Origin of the sequence: Billgrantia desiderata, assembly GCF_900108215.1 — a bacterium.
GTDB classification, from domain to species: Bacteria; Pseudomonadota; Gammaproteobacteria; order Pseudomonadales; family Halomonadaceae; genus Halomonas; species Halomonas desiderata.
In genome coordinates this window covers 119,009-137,489 of sequence record NZ_FNVC01000006.1, presented here as the reverse complement: position 1 = coordinate 137,489, position 18,481 = coordinate 119,009, and the positions used below count along the sequence as shown (strand labels likewise).

Here is an 18,481-nt window from a genome sequence, read left to right as displayed (position 1 = left end):
TGGCACCCGGCCGGCATTCGCTGCGACAGGGTGCCCAGAGAGGTGGGAGCGGCATTCGCTGACCCGATCATGCGCTGCTGCGGTGCGAGAGTCGGCGCAAGCACGCGATCATCGCTCCTAGAGGCGCATGGGCATGACGACATACATGGCATCGCCGCCACCAGGCTCTTCCATCAAGGCGCTGCTATTGGAATCGGCGAGCGTCATCTGCACCCGATCTTCACCAATAACATTAAGCACATCAATGAGATAGCCGACATTAAAGCCGATTTCGAGCGAATCGCCGCCGTACTCGACCGCGACGTTTTCCTCGGCTTCCTCCTGCTCGGGGTTGTTGGCCATGACCTGCAGATTGCCCTCCTGCAGATGCAGCCGCACGCCACGATACTTCTCGTTGGAGAGAATGGAGGTGCGCGAGAGCACCTGACGCAGCTCGGCACGCTCGGCGATGAAGACCTTGTCGCCGCCGCGCGGCACCACCCGTTCGTAGTCGGGGAACTTGCCGTCGACCAGCTTCGAGGTGAAGGTGAAGTCGCCGGTATGGGCGCGCACGTGGCTCGCGCTGAGCGTCAGTGTCACCGGCTCGTCGCTGTCGTCGAGCAGCCGCACCAGCTCCAGCACGCCCTTGCGTGGCACGATCAGCTTGCGTGCCGGCTCGACCTGGATCTCGGCCGGGCGCGAGCAGACCGCCAGCCGGTGGCCGTCGGTGGCCACGGTACGCACCAGGCCCGCACGCAGCTCCAGCAGCATGCCGTTGAGGTAGTAGCGCACGTCCTGCTGGGCCATGGCAAAGGAGGTGGCATCGATCAGGTGCTTGAGCGTGCCACGCGGCAGGCTCAGCTCGACGTCCCCGGCGCTGTCCTCAATGTTGGGAAACTCCGCCACCGGCAGCGTCGACAAGGTGAAGCGGGAGCGACCGCTGCGCAGCACGGCGCGCCCGTCTTCCAGGCTGAACTGCAGTTCGGCCTGATCGGGCAGCGACTTGCAGATGTCCATCAGCTTGCGGGCAGGCACGGTGATGGCTCCCGGCACCTCGACCTGAGAGGCGGCCGTGCGACCGATGAGTTCGACCTCGAGGTCGGTACCGGTGAGAGCCACCTGCTCCTGGTCGACCTGGATCAGCACGTTGGACAGCACCGGCAGGGTCTGGCGGCGCTCTACCACGCCAGCCACCAGCGCCAGCGGCCGCAGCAGCGCTTCACGGGTAATGGAAAATCTCATGTCGGCTCCACGTCTAGTCCTGTAGATGGGTGTCGGGCATTGATGTCAGACGTCCTGGCGAACCTGCGCTCAGCTGGTCAAGAGCCGCAGCAGGTTCTTGTAGTCCTCGCGGATGTCCGCGCTCTCCTCCTGCAGTGCCTGCACCTTGCGACAGGCATGCAATACGGTAGTGTGATCACGTCCGCCGAAGGCGTCGCCGATTTCCGGCAGGCTGTGATTGGTCAGCTCCTTGGCCAGGGCCATGGCGACCTGACGCGGCCTGGCCACCGATCTCGAACGGCGCTTGGAGAGCAGGTCGGCGAGCTTGATCTTGTAGTACTCGGCCACGGTTCGCTGAATGTTGTCGACGCCCACCTGCTTGTCCTGCAGCGCCAGCAGATCCTTCAACGACTCGCGAATGAAATCCTGAGTGATAGGCTTGCCCATGAAATGGGAGTCGGCAATGACTTTTTTCAGCGCCCCCTCCAGCTCTCGCACGTTGGAGCGAATCTTCTGGGCAATGAAGAAAGCGGCATCGTGGGGCAGATCCACCTTGGCCTGATCGGCCTTCTTCATCAGGATGGCGACCCGGGTTTCCAGCTCCGGCGGCTCGATGGCCACGGTCAGCCCCCAGCCGAAGCGCGACTTGAGGCGCTCCTCGACCCCGCTGATCTCCTTGGGGTAGCGGTCCGAGGTGAGGATCATCTGCTGACCGCCCTCGAGCAAGGCATTGAAAGTGTGGAAGAACTCCTCCTGGGAGCGCTCCTTGCCGGCGAAGAACTGGATGTCGTCGATCAGCAGCGCATCGACGCTGCGATAGAAACGCTTGAAATCGTTGATGGCGTTGAGCTGCAGTGCCTTGACCATGTCCGCCACGAAGCGCTCGGAGTGCAGATAGACCACCCGGGCGTTCTCGCGCCTCGAGGCCAGGGCATTGCCTACGGCGTGCATCAGGTGGGTCTTGCCCAGGCCGACGCCGCCATAGAGGAACAGCGGGTTGTAGGCGCCACCGGGGTTCTCCGAGACCTGCCGCGAGGCGGCTCGAGCCAGCTGGTTGGACTTGCCCTCGACGAAGGTTTCGAAGGTGAAGCTGGGGTTGAGGCCGCTGCTGTGCTTGAGGCTGCCCTCGACCTGCACTTCGCGCTCGCTGCCGCCGCGACGTGCCGTGGCGCCCTCCTCGCGCAGCTGGTCGATCTCGCGCTCATCGCCGATGTCGCCACGAGGCGGCACCTGAACGGCAGGCGCCAGGGGAGAGTGTGGATTGGCCGAGACCGGAGCGCCGAGCTCGCGCGTCTGCGGCTTGACCGCCGCCACCGTGCGACTGCCCACGGCCAGCACCACCCGCGGCGGCTTGGCAGGCGCCAGCTCCCTGAGCAGCTCATTGATACGCTTGGCATACTTGTCGCCGACCCAGTCGCGCACGAAGCGGTTGGGCGCCAGCAGTCGCAGCTCGTTGGCTTCGCCCTCCTCGGCTTGAAGCGGGCGAATCCAGGTATTGAACTGCTGGGCATTCAGCTCGTCCTGCAGGTAATCCAGACACTGTTGCCAGAGAGCAAGAGACACTCGACCTCACCATTACCCGTTGATGCGTGACCGGACATTGTATCCTTCGCCCGCCGGGTTATCCACAGCGGAAACTGCCGGAACATGGCTGTGGAAAAGCCCTCGCGGCACCCGTGATCATTCTGTTCATCAACCGCGGACCACCTCGACCTGTGGATGAGTCAGGTAGTCATCAGCAGTCGAATCACAGCATGAGCACGCCTTCCCCAACGCTTTTCCACAGACTCAGCCAACGGGCAGGCCTCTGATAGGAAAGGTGAATATCACTTTATCAACAGAAGCGATCCCCATTATTAGTCACAGTAGGTTCAAGAAAACATCCTATGATGTTTGCTACAGCGGCGATCGCTGCGGACGCCCTGTGGTGATGCGGGAGCGTGAGGAACAATTGCGTCGGGCAGCCGAAGTCTCTACAATTTCCGGTCTTGAACCGAATCTGCCCCTGGTTCCTGTCGGGAGCCAGGGCATTCCTGTAAGACGATCCGTCAACAAACCACGTGGGAATCAAGAGTTATGAAACGCACCTTTCAACCCAGCGTTCTGAAGCGCAAGCGTGTCCACGGCTTCCGTGCTCGCATGGCTACCAAGAATGGTCGTGCCGTTCTGGCTCGCCGCCGCGCCAAGGGCCGCAAGCGTCTGAGCGCCTGATCGCGGATTGCGCGTGTCCGGTCATGGTTTCCCCAAACAGCTGCGACTGCTGACTGCCGGGGATTATCGATACGTTTTCGATCACGCTGCACTCAAGGTACATGGCAAGGGGCTAATGGCCCTGGCGTGCCCCAATGGACTGGACCACCCCCGCCTTGGCCTGGTCATCAGCAAGAAGAACGTCCGCAGAGCCGTGGATCGCAACTGCCTGAAACGTGTGGTGCGCGAATCCGTACGTCTGCGCCAGCGCTCATTACCCGCCGTGGATATCGTCCTGCTGGCACGTCGCGGCGCGAGCGAACTGGACAAGGCCACGCTGCATCGCCAGCTTTTCGGCATGTGGCGGCGCCTGGAGCGTGACGCGCAGAAGTCGATGACCTCCTGACCGGATGCGGTATTAGTCTCCGCTTCGATGGCCTGCCCCGGCAGGCTGTCGCCCTCTTTCACATGGCAGCGGATCTCGTTCCAGCGGCATGTTCACTACCCACCGGGCAGACCCCTCATGGACGTAAAACGACTCCTATTGCTGATTCCACTGGCCGTGCTCACCTACCTGCTGGTGGTACAGTGGAACCAGGATTATGGCCAGGTTGCTCCTGAGCCTGATGCTCCCACCATCACCGCCCCGGCACCCGGCGAGGCGCAGGCGCCCGATGACGACGCGCTGGCCGTGCCGGCCGCCCCCAGGGCGGAGCAGGAGATGACCGGCGACATGCCGGCGGAGCCTGCCGAGCCGACCAGCACCCGCGACCTGGTCGCCGTGGTGACCGACGTGCTCGACGTGCGCATCGACCCCCAGGGGGGAGACATCGTCTATGCGGCACTGCCCCGCCATCGTATGACGCTGGGCTCCGACCGCCCCTACGTACTGCTCTCGGACAACGAGACGCGCAGCTACGTGGCGCGCTCGGGCCTGCAGCTGGACGGGCACGGGGGACGCATCGGCTTCACCCCGGAGAACACCAGCTATCGCCTGGCCGACGGCGAGGGTCGTCTGGACGTGGACCTGCACGGCGAAGTGAACGGCGTCGACGTGATCAAGCGCTTCTCCTTCGAGCGCGGCAGCTATGCGGTCGAGGTCAGCTACTACCTGGCCAACAACACCGAAGCGCCGGTCACCGCCCGTTTCATCGGTCAGCTGGCCAGGGACAACAGCCCCGACCCCTCGGCGGGCGTGGCGCTGGGCATGAGCTCTTACCTCGGGGCAGCCTACTCGTCTCCGGACGAGCGCTACCAGAAAGTCGGATTCGACGATATCCAGCGCGGACGCTTCAACAACCGTGACGTTCAGGGCGGCTGGGTCGCGATCATCCAGCACTATTTCGTCTCGGCCTGGGCGCCGCCCCAGAACCAGCAGAACCTGCAGTACGCCACCACCGACTCGCGCAACCGCAACGTCGCGGCTTTCGCCGGCCCGGTGACCACGGTGGCGGCAGATGGCGAGGCGCGCCTGGGCGCTACCCTCTATGTGGGCCCCAAGGTTCAGGATTATCTCGAACAAGTGGCGCCCCATCTGCGCCTTACCGTCGATTTCGGCTGGCTGTGGTTCATCGCCAATCCGCTGTTCTGGCTGCTCGACCAGATTCACAGCCTGATCGGCAACTGGGGCTGGTCCATCGTGCTGTTGACCATTCTGGTCAAACTGGCCATGTGGCCGCTCTCCGCCAAGGCCTACAAGTCGATGGCCCGCATGCGCAAGCTGGGCCCGGAGATGCAGCGCCTCAAGGAGCAGTACGGCGACGACCGCCAGAAGATGTCCCAGGAGATGATGAAGTTCTACCAGAAGGAGAAGATCAACCCTCTGGGCGGCTGTCTGCCGATTCTGGTACAGATGCCGGTGTTCATCGCCCTCTACTGGATGTTGCTGGAGTCGGTGGAGCTGCGCCACGCGCCCTTCATGTTCTGGATCCAGGATCTGTCGATGAAGGACCCCTACTTCATCCTGCCGATCCTGATGGGCGTGTCGATGTACGTGCAGCAGTTGCTCAACCCGACACCGCCGGACCCCATGCAGGCGAAGATCATGAAGATGCTGCCCATCGTCTTCACCTTCTTCTTCCTGTGGTTCCCGGCCGGCCTGGTCATCTACTGGGTGGTCAACAACATCATCTCGATTGCGCAGCAGTACGCCATTACCCGCAAGATCGAGAACGACCCCAGCGTCGGCAAGGGCTTGAAGACCAAGTAACCCTGTCGCGGCACTACCTGGACCCCTGCCTCGGCAGGGGTCCGGCGTTTGGGCCTCACCAGCGAGGAAAAGGCGCATGGCCGAGCGGCTCTACCATCAGGACACCATCGCCGCACTGGCCACGCCGCCAGGGCGCGGCGGGGTCGGTATCATTCGCGTATCGGGCCCTCTGTGCGCCACGATCGCCGAGGCCGTGGTGGGTCACCTTCCGGAGCCACGACGCGCCCACTACGGCGCCTTCCACGGCGCTTCTGGCATCATCGACGAAGGCATTGCGCTCTATTTCGCCGGACCGCACTCCTTCACCGGCGAGCACGTGCTGGAGCTGCAGGGGCACGGCGGACCGGTGATCATGGACCTGCTGCTGGAGCGCTGCGTGCAGCTCGGTGCCCGCCTGGCCCGCCCGGGGGAGTTCTCCGAACGCGCCTTTCTCAACGACAAGCTCGACCTGGCTCAGGCCGAGGCCATCGCCGACCTGATCGAAGCCAGTTCGAGGAGCGCCGCCGAGAACGCCCTGCGCTCGCTACAGGGGGAGTTCTCGCGCCGGGTGGCGAGCCTGGTGGACAAGCTCATCGAGCTGCGCATGTACGTCGAGGCAGCCATCGACTTCCCCGAGGAGGAGATCGACTTCCTGGCCGACGGTCGAGTGGCCGAGATGCTCGCCGCGGTGCAGGCGGAGCTCGCCGAGGTGCGCACCGCCGCCGGCCAGGGGGCGCTGATGCGTGAAGGCATGAACGTGGTGATCGCCGGTCGGCCCAATGCCGGCAAGTCGAGCCTGCTCAATGCCCTTACCGAGCAGGAGACGGCCATCGTCACCGATATCGCCGGCACCACCCGCGACGTGCTGCGTGAACACATTCACCTGGACGGCATGCCGCTGCACGTGATCGACACCGCGGGGCTGCGCGACACGCCGGACGCGGTGGAACAGATCGGCGTTGCCCGGGCCTGGGCCGAGATCGAGAAGGCCGACCGCGTGCTGCTGCTGGTGGATGCCGCCACCACCGCGGCGACCGACCCCATGGCGATCTGGCCGGAGTTCGTCGCGCGCCTGCCCGACCCGACCCGCCTGACCCTGGTGCGCAACAAGATCGATACCAGCCAGGAGCAAGCAGGCTTCGACGGCACCGACACCACGCCGGTGATCCGCCTGTCGGCGCGCACCGGCGCAGGCCTGGAGGACCTCAAGACGCACCTCAAGGCGGTGATGGGGTTCACCGCCACTACCGAAGGGCGCTTCTCGGCCCGACGCCGCCATCTGGACGCCCTGGACCGGGCGCAGCGGGCGCTCAGCAACGGCGAGGAGCAGCTATCGGGCTACGGCGCCGGCGAGCTGCTGGCGGAGGATCTGCGCGACGCCCAGCAGGCGCTGGGCGAGATCACCGGCGAGTTCAGCGCCGACGACCTGCTGGGCGAAATCTTCGGCAGCTTCTGTATCGGCAAGTAATCTCTTTTCGGCAAGCCAAGAGAGGCTACTCCCCCACCCACCAGTCAGCCTTGTAACGGCTGGTCTCGCCCAGCAGCGGCGTGACCCGCGCCATGGCAGCGGCAAGGCGCTCGTCCAGCCCCCAGGGCGGGTTCACTACCAGCATGCCGCTGCCGTACATGCCGCGCTCCTCGCCGGGCTCGCGCAGCGTCAGTTCGCTGCGCCAGATCTTGCGCAGCCCGCCGTCGCGCAGCCGCTCCAGCAGCTCGAGATGGCGCGCCGCGGGCAGCAGCGGGTACCACACCAGTACCACCGCATGGCGCGCCTTGCGCATGGCGCCCAGCACGCTCACGGCCACCTCGGCGTACTCGGCCTTCAGCTCGTAGCTGGGGTCGAGCAGTACACACACTCTGGGCGTGGCCACCGGCAGCGCGGCGCTCAAGCCCGCCAGGCCATCGGCGTGGATGCGCCGCACGTTGGTCGGTAGCGCCTGCTGGGCCAGATGCTCATGCTCCCCGGGATGCAGCTCGAACAGCTGCAGGCGATCGTCCTGCCGCAGCCGCTGACTCAGCCACCAGGGCGAGCCCGGGTAGCGCTCGAGACAGCCGGGATTGGGCTGCAAACCGGCAATCGCCTCGAGCCAGCTTGCCAGCAGCGGCTCGTCGTTCAGGGCCTCTCGCGCCTGCCACAGCGGCAGCATGCCGTGGCGATACTCGCCCAGACGCTGGGTTTCGCTCGCCTCCAGCGGATAGAGACCGCGCCCGGCATGGGTGTCGAAGAAGGTGATCGGCGAGGCCTTGCGCAGCAGATGATCGATGACCGCGTAGAGGGTGAGGTGCTTGTGGACGTCGGCGAAATTGCCGGCATGGTAGGCATGCTGGTAGGAGAGCATGGCGAATCGCCTTCGGCTGGTTCGGAACGGAAATGCGCAGGCCCGTCACCTGAGCGATGACGGGCCTGCCGATGCCACGCTGGCGTCGTGCTTACTGGAACTGCGACTCGATGGGAGTCAGCGTGATCTCGACGCGACGGTTCTGGGCGCGGCCCTCTTCGGTGGCGTTGGTGGCAATCGGCTGGCTGGGGCCGTAGCCGGTCATGTAGAGACGATTGCGCGCCACGCCGGACTGGGCCAGGTAGTTGCCCACCGACTCGGCACGACGCTCGGAGAGACGCTGGTTGTAGCTGACACTGCCGGTGCTGTCGGTGTGTCCGGCGATGTTGACCCGGGTATCGGTGTACTGGGTCAGCACGTTGGCCACGTCGTTGAGGGCGTTGCGCGCCTGCACGGTCAGCTCGCTGGAGTCGAAGCCGAAGGTCACGCTGCTGGGCATGTTGAGCACGATGTCGTCGCCGCGACGCTCCACTTCGACGCCGGTGCCGCGCATGCTCTCACGCAGCTGCTGCTCCTGGCGATCCATGTAGGCGCCGATGCCGGCACCGGCCGCGGCGCCCACGGCCGCGCCGATCAGCGCCCGATCGCGACGGCTGGTGCTGCCGCTGCCCGAGAGCGCCCCGGCGGCGGCACCCACGGCCGCGCCGACCCCGGCACCGGTCATGGTGCTGGAGCGCTGGGTCTGGCCCGAGTAGGGATCGGTCGTTGCACAGCCCACGAGCAGGATGGCAGCGGCAAGAGGGGCAACGAGTCGAGACGCTTTGAACATGGACAATCTCCGGATCAGGGGAACGAGCTCATTCTGTGCCAGCTTCACTCACGAGCGCCAGCAGCTCATTCAAGAATAATAGACCTTGGGGCGAAGCCTGAAGCCTTTGCGCATCTTCCACGAGAAGTCCTTTTTTGCGCGCCGCCGCGAGCCGTTCACCGAGCAGCCTGGGCGGCCGTCCGGTATGCGCCGCCCAGTCCGCCATGGCGACGCCTTCGACGAGGCGCAAGGCATTCATGGCGAACTCCAGCGGCAGTTCGGCATCGCTGACCTCGTTGCTACCGGCAACGAAGCCACGCGGATCCTCGCGGCGCCGCAGATAGGCTTCGGGCTGGCGCGTCTTCCAGCGGCGTTCGATGTGCAGCCGCCCCGACTCGCCGCCGGCGACACTGAGCTTGCCGTGGCTGCCGGCGCCGATGCCCAGGTAGTCACCGAAGCGCCAGTAGTTGAGGTTGTGTCGCGAGCGTCGCCCTGGCCGCGCGTAGGCGGAGATCTCGTAGCGCACCATGCCGGCCGCCTCGAGCCGTTCGTGGCCCAGGTCCTGGATATCCCACAGCACCTCCTCGTGAGGCAGAACCGGCGGATGCGAGTGAAACTCGGTATTGGGCTCGAGGGTGAGCTGATACCAGGAGAGGTGCTCCGGCTCCAGCGCCAGCGCGCGTTCCAGATCGGCCAGGGCCAGCGCCGGGGTCTGGTCGGGGAGGCCGTGCATCAGGTCGAGATTGAGGTTGTCGAAGCCGGCGCTACGCGCCTCGTGTACGGCGGCGACCGCATCGTCGCCGCTGTGGATGCGCCCCAAGGCACTCAACTGGGCCGACTGGAAGCTCTGGACGCCGAGCGAGAGCCGGTTGATGCCGGCCTGGCGATAGCCCTGGAAGCGACCGCGCTCCAGGGTGCCGGGGTTGGCCTCCAGCGTGATCTCGATGTCGTCGGCCAGCGGCAGCCGCTGCGCCAATGCATCGAAGAAGCGCGCATAGAATTCCGCCGACATCAGGCTCGGCGTTCCCCCGCCGATGAAGATGCTGACCAGAGGGCGGCCCGCAACCAGCGGCAGGTCGGCGTCGAGATCGGCCAGCAGGGCGGCCAGGTACTCCGCTTCGGGCAGCGCCGCACCACGCCCCACGCCATGGGAGTTGAAGTCGCAGTAGGGGCACTTGCGCACGCACCAGGGCACGTGGACGTAGAGCGCCAAGGACGGCAGCCCGGGCGTATCTCGAGGCGAAGTGGGCATCAGCGGCAGGACGTCTCGCGCAGGGCCGCCAACATGGCCTCGAGGGCTCGGCCACGATGGCTCAGGCGATTCTTCTCCTCGCCATCGAGTTCCGCCACGCTCTTGCCCTGCGTAGGCAGCCAGAACAGCGGGTCATAGCCGAAGCCACCCTCGCCGCGTGGCTGCTCGAGGATCTCCCCCGCCCAGCTGCGCTGCACGATCAGCGGCACCGGGTCGTCGGCATGACGCAGGTAGACCAGCGCGCACCAGTAGCGGGCGCTGCGGCCGCTGCCCGTTATGCCCTTCAGCGACTCGAGCAGCTTGGCATTGTTGCGCCGATCGCTCTTGGGTTCGCCGGCAAAGCGGGCCGAGTAGATACCCGGCTGCCCTGCAAGCGCATCCACCTCGAGCCCGGAGTCGTCCGCCAGTGCCGGCAAACCGCTGGCCCGGCTGGCTTCGCGCGCCTTGAGCAGCGCATTTTCGACGAAAGTGAGGCCGGTCTCCTCGACCTCGGCCACGCCGAAATCGGATTGGGGTCTGATGCGTAACCCGAGGGACGCGAAAAGCTGGCCGAACTCCCGAATCTTGCCGGGGTTACCGCTGGCCAGCACCAGTTCATCCGTAGATGTCACGATGCCTCCTTGGGCAGGGCGTTGTCACCGGTACATATTTTACACGAGATGGAGTCAGGCCGAAGCAGAACCGCTGAATTCGCGGCAGGGAGAGCCCGCCGGTCGCCAGCAAATCGATTCGGCACAGTGCCGTGTCTGGGCTTGTTGAAAACGTTCTCGTAACCTATCTTTACAAGCTGTCTCGGCGCTGACGCTAAAGGAGGTGACGACACCATCAACATCGTAGCTCTGCCATCGCATGTTTTACTGCATCTAACTGATTTTAAAAATAAACTCATTCATTACGAATATAACCAAACAATCTTCCTGTTGGCTAATGGAGTAAGACAAGCAAAAGGAAAAACGCTTTCATAATTGCATGCTGATTGTAATTAAAAGAAACCGACGCTTGCTTCAATGTCGAAGGATTCGAAAGGGACGAGCGACAATGGATAACATGGATAACAAGGCAAGACTCTTGATGGTGGGCGCGCTGGGCAGCGGCCAGCAGCGGCTGATAGAGAGCATGACCGACAAAGGTTGGGAGGTCAGCACGGCAGACACGCTGGCCCAGGCGGAGTCTCGGCTGGTCGAAGGTGAGCACGAAGCAGGGATCTTCTGCTTGCCCGACAACGGCATCCGCGATCTGAAGCGGGTGGAGCGACTGGTCGTTCGCTCGGACATGGAGTGGATGGCGCTGCTGCATGAGCCGGAGCTGGACGACCCGCTGCTGTGCAGGACGCTTGGCGATCTTTTCATGGCTTACCAGCCGGAACCGGTCGACATCGATCAGATCGATTGCCTGATGCAGCATGCCGTGGCCATGAAGCGGCTGCGCTCGGAAGAGGCATCGACGGTGGCGCCCCAAGGTAGCGAATTCGAAATGGTCGGCACCGTACCGGCCATGCACAAGGTGTTCGACACCATACGCCGCGTCGCCTCGGTCGACGCGCCGGTGTTCATCAGCGGCGAGTCGGGGACGGGCAAGGAGCTTGCCGCCCGAGCCATCCACGAACGCTCGCAGCGCGCCTCGGCCCCCTTCATTGCCGTGAATTGCGGCGCACTACCCAGCAGCTTGATCCAGTCCGAGCTTTTCGGACACGAAAAGGGCGCCTTTACCGGGGCCAGCCAGCAGAAGATCGGCCAGATCGAGGCAGCCGCAGGCGGCACGCTGTTTCTGGACGAGATCGGTGACCTCCCCCTCGAGCTGCAGGTCAACCTGCTGCGCTTCCTCGAGGAGAAGACCATCCAGCGCATCGGTGCCCTGGATGAGATTGCTGTCGACGTCCGGGTGCTCTCGGCAACCCACGTCGACCTCGAGAAAGCCGTGGCGGAGGGCCGCTTCCGCGAAGACCTCTACCATCGCCTCAACGTGCTGCAGGTCAACATCCCCCCGTTGCGGGAACGCCAGGAAGACATCGAGATCCTGGCTCGCTTCTTCTTCAACAAGTTCATCGAGGAGAAGTCGATGAAGGTTCGCGGCTTCAGCCTGGAGGCGCTGGCTCTGATGCGCCAGTACCACTGGCCGGGCAACATCCGCGAGCTGATCAATCGGGTACGCCGCGCCATGGTCATGTGCGAACAGCGGCTGATCAAGCCGGCCGATCTGGGGCTGGAGCGGCGCACCTCGAACCGCCTTGCCATTACCCTGGAGGAGGCACGCAACAGCGCTGAAAAAGAAGCGTTGATCGGGGCCTTGAATCGCAACAAGCACAAGGTCAAGAAAGCGGCCGACGAGCTGGGCGTATCCCGGGTGACGCTCTATCGCCTGATGGAGAAACATCAGTTGGGTCGCAAGGGCGAGGAAGCCGTCTCTCTTTCCTCCAACTGACCAAGCCAGTCTCGGCGCAAAAAGATCAGACCCCGAACCATTGCCGTCAATGGTTCGGGGTATTCTCTTTCACATCTGGAAAGGCATGTTCACATCTGGAAAGGCATGCGGAAGGTCAGGGTGATGTCCGGGGCATCGTCGGTCATGCCGATGCCCACGTTGGTCACGAGCGACGTGGTATCGCTCATGGCATAGGTGGCACCCAGATTGACCGCGCCGGACGTGGCACCGCTTCCGGTCAGGGTCTCCCGCGACTCACCTTCGAAGGTCCGCTTCGACTCGAAGGCGTGCTGATGGCTATAGGAAATCGACAGGCTGAAGCGTGGGTTGAGCGCGAAGGCCGTGCCAAAGCCGAAACGCAAGGCATCGCCCAGATCGATCCGACCCGGATGATCGCCCGGATCGCTGGAAATATCGGAAAAGCTTCTCTCGAAATTGTACGTGTAACCCAGGTTGGCGAAGACGATGGCCGGATCCAGCGTCTTGAGTACCGACAGGCCCGTCGAGACTCCCCATACGCCGTTGCCCGTCGGCAACTCCTCGGGCACGGTCAGGTTGCCTTCACTGCCTTCGACCTCACGGGTGCCTATGCCATAGGGATGCTTACCGGTCGGGGCGCGCACACCCAGGTTCCAGACCACGTCCGGGCGCGTGGCCGTCTCGGGTAGCAGGCGGTAATAGAGCGAACCGCGAACGTCGCCGAGCCCACCTTGGGTGACGTCCTCCTCGATGTAGCGATCGGTTGCCCCGCCCGCACCGATGCTCTGATAAGTGGTGGAGCGATAGACGTAGGGCAGATTCAGCTCCAGCTCCAGCCGATTGGTCAGGCCGTAGCGGAAGTTGAGATCGAAGGTGGTGGTGTGGCTCTCGACGGTATCGACGCTGATATTGCCGAGAAAGATCGCATCGAGCACCAGGAAACCGCTCAGAGCCAGCTGGCTGCGATCCGAGTAGGTGTAGGTGATACCCGGCTCGATGGTGAGACGATCGGAAAAGAGCGTGTGCTCTTCCCGCAGTACGTCACGCACGCTCTGGCTCGGCTGCGCTTCGCGCACCGGCTCGCCGTCGACCTGCCCTGGCGCGCTCTGTGCCAGGGCAGCGGTACTCAGCAGAGTGGCGGCCAGCAGACCCGTCAGTGCAATGGCACTCCTCATGCGGTCAGGTGTTGTCATTGGTTACCCCTTGTCGAATCCGTCCAACAGATGCTAGCCACACGGCAAACACACAATGGGCGGCCTGAGGCCGCCGAAGTATTCTGAGACTAGCGCTTGGCCCACCTTACAAGGATTCAAAATGAAATAAAACGTTACATAATAAGTGGTTTCAGAAACCTCTTTCGAGGTTGCGCGTCGATTCCAAGGCTCTACGCAGATCTCCCGTTGGTGCATTGGCCCCCATATTGCGGTCCATCTGGATCTGCATTCGCGCCAGGTTGTGCACTTCCTGATGACTTCCCGTCAGCGACACCGACTGATGCACCCCCCGCCCAGCGTGTATGCCCTGCGTTACCTCGCCCTGCCCCGGCATGACGATGCTCATGCCCAGGCCGCTTGCCCCTCCCTGAACGGACATCTGCACGCCGGAATCGCTGGTCAGTTGGCTCTCGCCGTTGCCGATGCCTGCCTGGCCGACGTCGCCATGGTTGATATCGAGCTGAAAGTCGTTGCCTGCCACATTGAAATCGCCGCCCGACTGCACCACCTGCACGACCCCGGTGGCATTGCCGCTACCGCTATCGATCACCACCGCCTGGTGGCCAGAGGCATCGATATACTCCTGGTAGGCGTCATCGGTAGTAGCCGTGACATGGGGCGTGAAAGTCACCGCCGGGGCGGCGCCGGAAAGGTCGACCTGAAGGTCGGCGCGCGTCTCGAAGACCTCTCCCGTCGGCGACTGCCACACCGTCGACATCTCCATACCGAACAGCACCACACTGTTGCCCTGCACGTAGCGGCCGCGTATGTCGGCCAGCTCGCTGGCATCGAGCTGACGAAACTGCCGCTGCTCCGCCTGCGATTCGAACTCGACCGACAGGCCGGCTGCGCTCACCGCCTCGCCGGCCACGATGCCGACAACGATCAGGCTCATGTTGCCGAAGAGTGAGATCCCTTGCTTGCGGGTCATGCTGATGTTCATGATGCCAACCTCTCAGTTGGGCTCGGCTCAGAACACTTCCGAGTGCTTGAAACCGAAATCCAGCAGCTGCTGTTCGGGAACCGGGGAGAACACATCGGTCATGCGCCGGGCGGTCAACGGCTGGGCCGGATCGAGCAGCACCGTCGAGGTATCGAAACCGTCGCCCACCACCGCGAAGATGATGTTGTTCCAGGAGGCGAGGAAGTCGTCGCGATCCATGACCTTGTTGCCAAGCGCTGGATCGCCGATATAGATCCGATCGCCGCGCGCCTTCTTCATCACCACGAAGTGTTCGTAACCATCCAGGTCGAGCAGGACGATGACGGGTATCGAAACCTCGTCGAGGGATTCGGGGCCGATCTCGTAGCCCCTGCCTCGCAGTCCGACGCTCTGCACGTAGTTGTTCAGGTCGAGCAGCGAGAACCCCAGCTGTCTCACCCGCTCCGGATCGGCCACTTCCATCAACCCGGCAAGCACCGTCTCTTCGGTGATGTCGGTCCAGCCATAGGCATACTTGAGAATGGTGGCGAGGGATGCCGCCCCACACGAGAAATCCGTCTCCTGCTCGACAAGATTTTCGAAACGTCTTTCCCGTATCGACTGCACTTCCTTGGTCACGACCGTACCGGGCACCACACCGGCAAACTGGACCGGTGCCGCCTGGGCCTGGGGGTATACGACCGATGCCATGCCGAACATGGCTAACAGAAGGAATGGATTACGCATCTTCCGTTCTCTCGGATGACTTGGTGTTGGGGCTCCAGCCGGCCCGCCTGGCAGGCCGGCTGGGCGGATCTTCGATCCGCTGTGAAGGCGTTTACTGAGTGCCGGCCACGGCCAGGCTGTTGCGCTGCTGGTTGCCCGAACCGCTAGCCACGCTGACGCCGATGTTGCCGCTGGCGTTCTGGAAGGAGCCGCCGCTGACATAGGCGCTGTTGGTCGTGGTCGGACCACCGTAGGTCTTCTCGCCGATGGGCCAGCCGTGGTCGACGGTTACTTCGGCCAGGCCGTTGTCGGTCACGTTGGCGTAGGTCTGCTGCACGCCGACGGACGTTGCCTCGGCGGAGTCGCCCTCGGTCACGGCGGCAGAGAAGGCGTTCTGCTGACCGTTGCCGGTACCCGCCGCAGCGTTGACGGCAATGTTGCCGCTGGCACCCTGGAAGGCACCGCCACTCACGCCGGCCGAATTGGAGGCACCGGCATTGTTGGCCACGTTGTCGGAAGAGGATTGGAAGGAGAAGTTGGAAGCGCGGGCGAACACCTGGTTGGCATCGGAAGCCGCCAGTGCCGCATCGTTGGCCTGCTGGTTGTTGTCGCCGCCGGCCACGTTGGCACCGATGTTGCCGCTGGCTCCCTGGAAGGCACCGCCGCTGAGGTTGGCTCGGTTCTCGGTGCTGGCGTTGTCGACCGTATTGCCTTCGTTGAGCTGCTTGCTGTCGACGGTTGCGCCGGCATAGCTCTCGAAGTCGTAGAGGTAGAGACCGCCCTCGACTTCGATATCGCTGGAGAAGCTGGCATCGTGCTCGATGCTGACGTCCTTGCTGTTGTTGACGGTGGACGTGATGCTGCTACTGGCAGAGTAGCCTTCCTGGGCTTCATTGCCGCCACCTGGGCCGGGATTCCAGAAGTTCGGCTCCGCCTCTTGAGCGAATGCTGCGCCAGAGGCAAGCAGAGCAGTGACCGCGATGGCAATGGGTGCTTTCTTGAAAGTCGTCATTGAGAGTACTCCTGAATGAACCAATGGTTTGCTAGGTTGTGATGGCAATTCGTCGCTCAGTTCCGCCCCATCCTGAAACGGAAACTGTTGCTGGTCGCATTGCCCCTTCCTGCGGACTGGTTGACCTGAACGACACCCGTCGTGCCGCGAAAAGCCGAGGCTTCCACCTCGACGTCACGCCGCGACGAGCGAGATTCGTCCGAGCCTTGCTCCTGCCCGCTGCCACCGGAAAGCACCTGACTGAGATTCTCACTGGTCAGTGAGCTTCCCCGCACGCCCAGGGCCACACTCATGGTGTTGCTCTGGACATTCCGTGCCCCCGCCGCCTGATTCACTGATATCCAGCCGGCGGACTGGCTCAGGGCGTTGTCCCCGATCCGTACGCTGGCCCGATCGGGCTCGAGGGCGCTGTCTCCTGTTATCTGCTGAACCACGATATTGTTGGCGAGCGCATTGGAGCCGATGGCAATCGCTCCGGAATTGCTTTGCAGGTTGCGATCGCCCGAGGCGATGTTGACGTTGACCGCACCGGTAACGCCGCTCAGCGCATTGCCACTGATCGAGCTGGCCGCGCTGTAGGTGGTGGTGAAGACCTGATGACGTACTTCACCCTCCTGAGCGAATGAGTGCACGGGTGGCAAGAGCGTCATGGCGCCCAGCACCAGCGAAGCGGCCTTCGCGCCTAACACGCGACGCTTCGTATGGCGTGTTGCTGCCGTCTCGAAGTAAGGCATGAGGCTCACCTGATCGTCTCGGTACGCATGGATTGGCGTTGCTGATTGTTCCCGGCCTCCGTCTGCCGTCCGCCAGAGCCGCTCTTGGGGCCGCCACCTCTCTCGTCCCAGAGCACCACCCCCCACGGCTGATCCAGCTCGAGTTCCGAGGAAGGGACATAGCGTCCACGAACGTCATCGAGATGAACCGCATCCAACTCCTGCCAGGCAGCGGTTCTCGTTTCCTCGGCGAGGAAAGCCTCACCTTCCCCCAGGGCGGCGGCAGGGACACACCAGGCCACGCCGAAGAAAAGAGCGGCCAGCATGGCGTGCTTACCCATCGGGCGCTGACGCTGTGCTTCTCCGGTGCTGGCTCTGGCGGCGTTGCGAGTGTTCATCGATTCGTCCTCAGCGTGACTCGTCTAGTACCGAGCAAAGACCATGCCAACCACATAAGCAATTGTTTTCAAACGACTTATAAAATAAGGCGGAGAGCGAAGGTGTAACCAAAAAGAAACCCAGAGTGAAAAAATCCTGTGAAAAGGGTGAATGAGATGAGCCGGTACCCAGGCATGGCCCTAATACTGCTGACAAAAAACGACGACTGGAAACTTGGTGTGACAAAGTGCCGGCCCGTCATGCCCGGAATATCCTCAACCCACTGATGAAAAAGAAATTTCCTTAACGCTCGATAAGTGAAAAGAACGGCTCGCACGGGCCAATTCTGCTCATCGGCAGGCTGCGCCGAGTATGAGACGTTAAATCCGAATGGAATAAGTCTTTATAAACCAATGCAAAAAACGTATTAACGCATTCTCATTTTTTGTCCGAGACTCCAGAGACGGCCCAGAGATTACATTTTTTTACATTTAGAGATACGAATGGAAGGGAGGGTAGGAACAATGGCCAGCCAAGAGTCTCGAATCCTGCTCGTAACCGATATCAATCCCCAGTCCAAGCTGTTCATCGAGCACCTTCAGAAACAGTTGGGGCACGAAGTAACGGCCACCGAAACGGAGACCATGCCAGCCTTATCGGAGGACAACATCCTGGTTATTCTCGACCTGGATCACCTGAGCGAATCCGGCATGCAAAAATGGCAGGCGGCAGTGGATGGCAAGGACAACATCAGCCTTGCCGCCTTCAATGTACGCGGCGAAGACCATGCCGTAGAGCTGCTCTCCTCGCTCAATCTTCAGGGGATCTTTTACCGCAATGACAGCGTCGAGCTGATCTGCAAGGGCATCGAGGCCCTGCAGAGCGGTAGCCTGTGGATGTCCCGCGCGCTGATGTCACGCATGATCCAGTTGCTTCGGCGCCAGCAGATGAATTCGTATCGGCCGGCCTGCGGCCTGACGCAGCGTGAGCTGGAGATCATCGGCCTGCTCGGCACCGGCGCCACCAACGCGGAAATCGCCGAGAAACTGTTTGTCAGCGAGCATACGGTGAAATCCCATCTCTACAATATTTTCAGGAAAATCAAGGTGCACAACCGGCTGCAGGCCATGAACTGGGCTCGGCGCAACCTGTTCAGCGTTCCCCCCAGCTACAAGCGCGAGACAAGGCATTGATATGAC

Annotated in this window: 18 protein-coding genes; 6 read left to right on the top strand and 12 right to left on the bottom strand. The window is 62.9% G+C overall.

Features of this window, described 5'->3' with window-relative positions; translation table 11 throughout:
• Positions 1-117: 117 nt before the first annotated feature.
• Together dnaN and dnaA are read right to left on the bottom strand one after the other, a co-directional pair.
• Positions 118-1,221, bottom strand: a complete 1,104-nt coding sequence (dnaN, locus tag C4S71_RS08235) for a DNA polymerase III subunit beta (protein ID WP_086510198.1) — start codon at positions 1,219-1,221, stop codon at positions 118-120.
• Positions 1,222-1,290: 69 nt separating this feature from the next.
• Positions 1,291-2,763 carry a chromosomal replication initiator protein DnaA gene (gene dnaA / locus C4S71_RS08230; protein ID WP_086510199.1) on the bottom strand — a complete coding sequence of 491 codons (1,473 nt, stop codon included), beginning with the start codon at positions 2,761-2,763 and terminating at the stop codon, positions 1,291-1,293.
• 513 nt (positions 2,764-3,276) lie between these two features.
• Between dnaA and rpmH the strand changes: the two genes are divergently transcribed.
• The 4 genes from rpmH (at position 3,277) to mnmE (ending at position 7,046) form a co-directional block, all read left to right on the top strand.
• Positions 3,277-3,411 carry a 50S ribosomal protein L34 gene (gene rpmH, locus C4S71_RS08225; RefSeq protein WP_010626003.1) on the top strand — a complete coding sequence of 45 codons (135 nt, stop codon included), beginning with the start codon at positions 3,277-3,279 and terminating at the stop codon, positions 3,409-3,411.
• Between the two features lie 13 nt (positions 3,412-3,424).
• Positions 3,425-3,796, top strand: coding sequence for a ribonuclease P protein component (rnpA, locus tag C4S71_RS08220; protein ID WP_086510206.1), 372 nt, complete (start codon positions 3,425-3,427; stop codon positions 3,794-3,796).
• Positions 3,797-3,913: 117 nt separating this feature from the next.
• Complete coding sequence (gene yidC, locus C4S71_RS08215) at positions 3,914-5,599, top strand: membrane protein insertase YidC (protein WP_103968823.1); 1,686 nt, start codon at positions 3,914-3,916, stop codon at positions 5,597-5,599.
• 76 nt (positions 5,600-5,675) lie between these two features.
• Positions 5,676-7,046, top strand: a complete 1,371-nt coding sequence (gene mnmE, locus C4S71_RS08210; protein WP_103968822.1) for a tRNA uridine-5-carboxymethylaminomethyl(34) synthesis GTPase MnmE — start codon at positions 5,676-5,678, stop codon at positions 7,044-7,046.
• A 25-nt stretch (positions 7,047-7,071) separates the two neighbouring features.
• Here the strand turns inward: mnmE and C4S71_RS08205 are convergent, their stop codons facing one another.
• From C4S71_RS08205 to rdgB, 4 genes are all read right to left on the bottom strand, one after another.
• Positions 7,072-7,917 carry a 23S rRNA (adenine(2030)-N(6))-methyltransferase RlmJ gene (locus C4S71_RS08205; RefSeq protein WP_103968821.1) on the bottom strand — a complete coding sequence of 282 codons (846 nt, stop codon included), beginning with the start codon at positions 7,915-7,917 and terminating at the stop codon, positions 7,072-7,074.
• A gap of 91 nt (positions 7,918-8,008) precedes the next feature.
• Entirely contained in the window at positions 8,009-8,686 is a 678-nt protein-coding gene (locus C4S71_RS08200) for a YiaD family glycine zipper/OmpA-like lipoprotein (protein ID WP_086510203.1), read from the bottom strand.
• A gap of 28 nt (positions 8,687-8,714) precedes the next feature.
• On the bottom strand, positions 8,715-9,917 hold the full coding sequence (gene hemW, locus C4S71_RS08195) for a radical SAM family heme chaperone HemW (protein ID WP_103968820.1): 1,203 nt from the start codon (positions 9,915-9,917) through the stop codon (positions 8,715-8,717).
• On the bottom strand, positions 9,917-10,528 hold the full coding sequence (gene rdgB / locus C4S71_RS08190; protein ID WP_103968819.1) for an RdgB/HAM1 family non-canonical purine NTP pyrophosphatase: 612 nt from the start codon (positions 10,526-10,528) through the stop codon (positions 9,917-9,919). The genes hemW and rdgB overlap by 1 nt, the downstream gene beginning before the upstream one ends.
• Positions 10,529-10,955: 427 nt before the next feature.
• Between rdgB and C4S71_RS08185 the strand changes: the two genes are divergently transcribed.
• The gene (locus C4S71_RS08185; protein WP_235014256.1) at positions 10,956-12,338 is read left to right on the top strand and encodes a sigma-54 dependent transcriptional regulator; all 1,383 of its coding nucleotides are present in this window, start codon (positions 10,956-10,958) and stop codon (positions 12,336-12,338) included.
• Positions 12,339-12,427: 89 nt separating this feature from the next.
• Here the strand turns inward: C4S71_RS08185 and C4S71_RS08180 are convergent, their stop codons facing one another.
• From C4S71_RS08180 to C4S71_RS08155, 6 genes are all read right to left on the bottom strand, one after another.
• On the bottom strand, positions 12,428-13,510 hold the full coding sequence (locus C4S71_RS08180; RefSeq protein ID WP_235014254.1) for a transporter: 1,083 nt from the start codon (positions 13,508-13,510) through the stop codon (positions 12,428-12,430).
• A 151-nt stretch (positions 13,511-13,661) separates the two neighbouring features.
• On the bottom strand, positions 13,662-14,474 hold the full coding sequence (locus C4S71_RS08175; protein ID WP_103968817.1) for a hypothetical protein: 813 nt from the start codon (positions 14,472-14,474) through the stop codon (positions 13,662-13,664).
• Between the two features lie 27 nt (positions 14,475-14,501).
• Positions 14,502-15,164: a C39 family peptidase gene (locus tag C4S71_RS08170; RefSeq protein ID WP_235014252.1), complete on the bottom strand. Its 663-nt coding sequence runs from the start codon at positions 15,162-15,164 to the stop codon at positions 14,502-14,504.
• A 127-nt stretch (positions 15,165-15,291) separates the two neighbouring features.
• Positions 15,292-16,191, bottom strand: coding sequence for a hypothetical protein (locus tag C4S71_RS08165; protein WP_103968815.1), 900 nt, complete (start codon positions 16,189-16,191; stop codon positions 15,292-15,294).
• A 56-nt stretch (positions 16,192-16,247) separates the two neighbouring features.
• Positions 16,248-16,925: a hypothetical protein gene (locus C4S71_RS08160; RefSeq protein WP_103968814.1), complete on the bottom strand. Its 678-nt coding sequence runs from the start codon at positions 16,923-16,925 to the stop codon at positions 16,248-16,250.
• A gap of 5 nt (positions 16,926-16,930) precedes the next feature.
• The gene (locus C4S71_RS08155; protein ID WP_146064593.1) at positions 16,931-17,302 is read right to left on the bottom strand and encodes a hypothetical protein; all 372 of its coding nucleotides are present in this window, start codon (positions 17,300-17,302) and stop codon (positions 16,931-16,933) included.
• Between the two features lie 504 nt (positions 17,303-17,806).
• On the opposite strand from C4S71_RS08155, the gene C4S71_RS08150 reads away from it, so the two are divergent.
• A complete protein-coding gene (locus C4S71_RS08150) occupies positions 17,807-18,475 on the top strand; it encodes a LuxR C-terminal-related transcriptional regulator (protein ID WP_103968812.1) in 669 nt (222 codons plus the stop codon).
• The last annotated feature ends 6 nt before the right edge of the window (positions 18,476-18,481 follow it).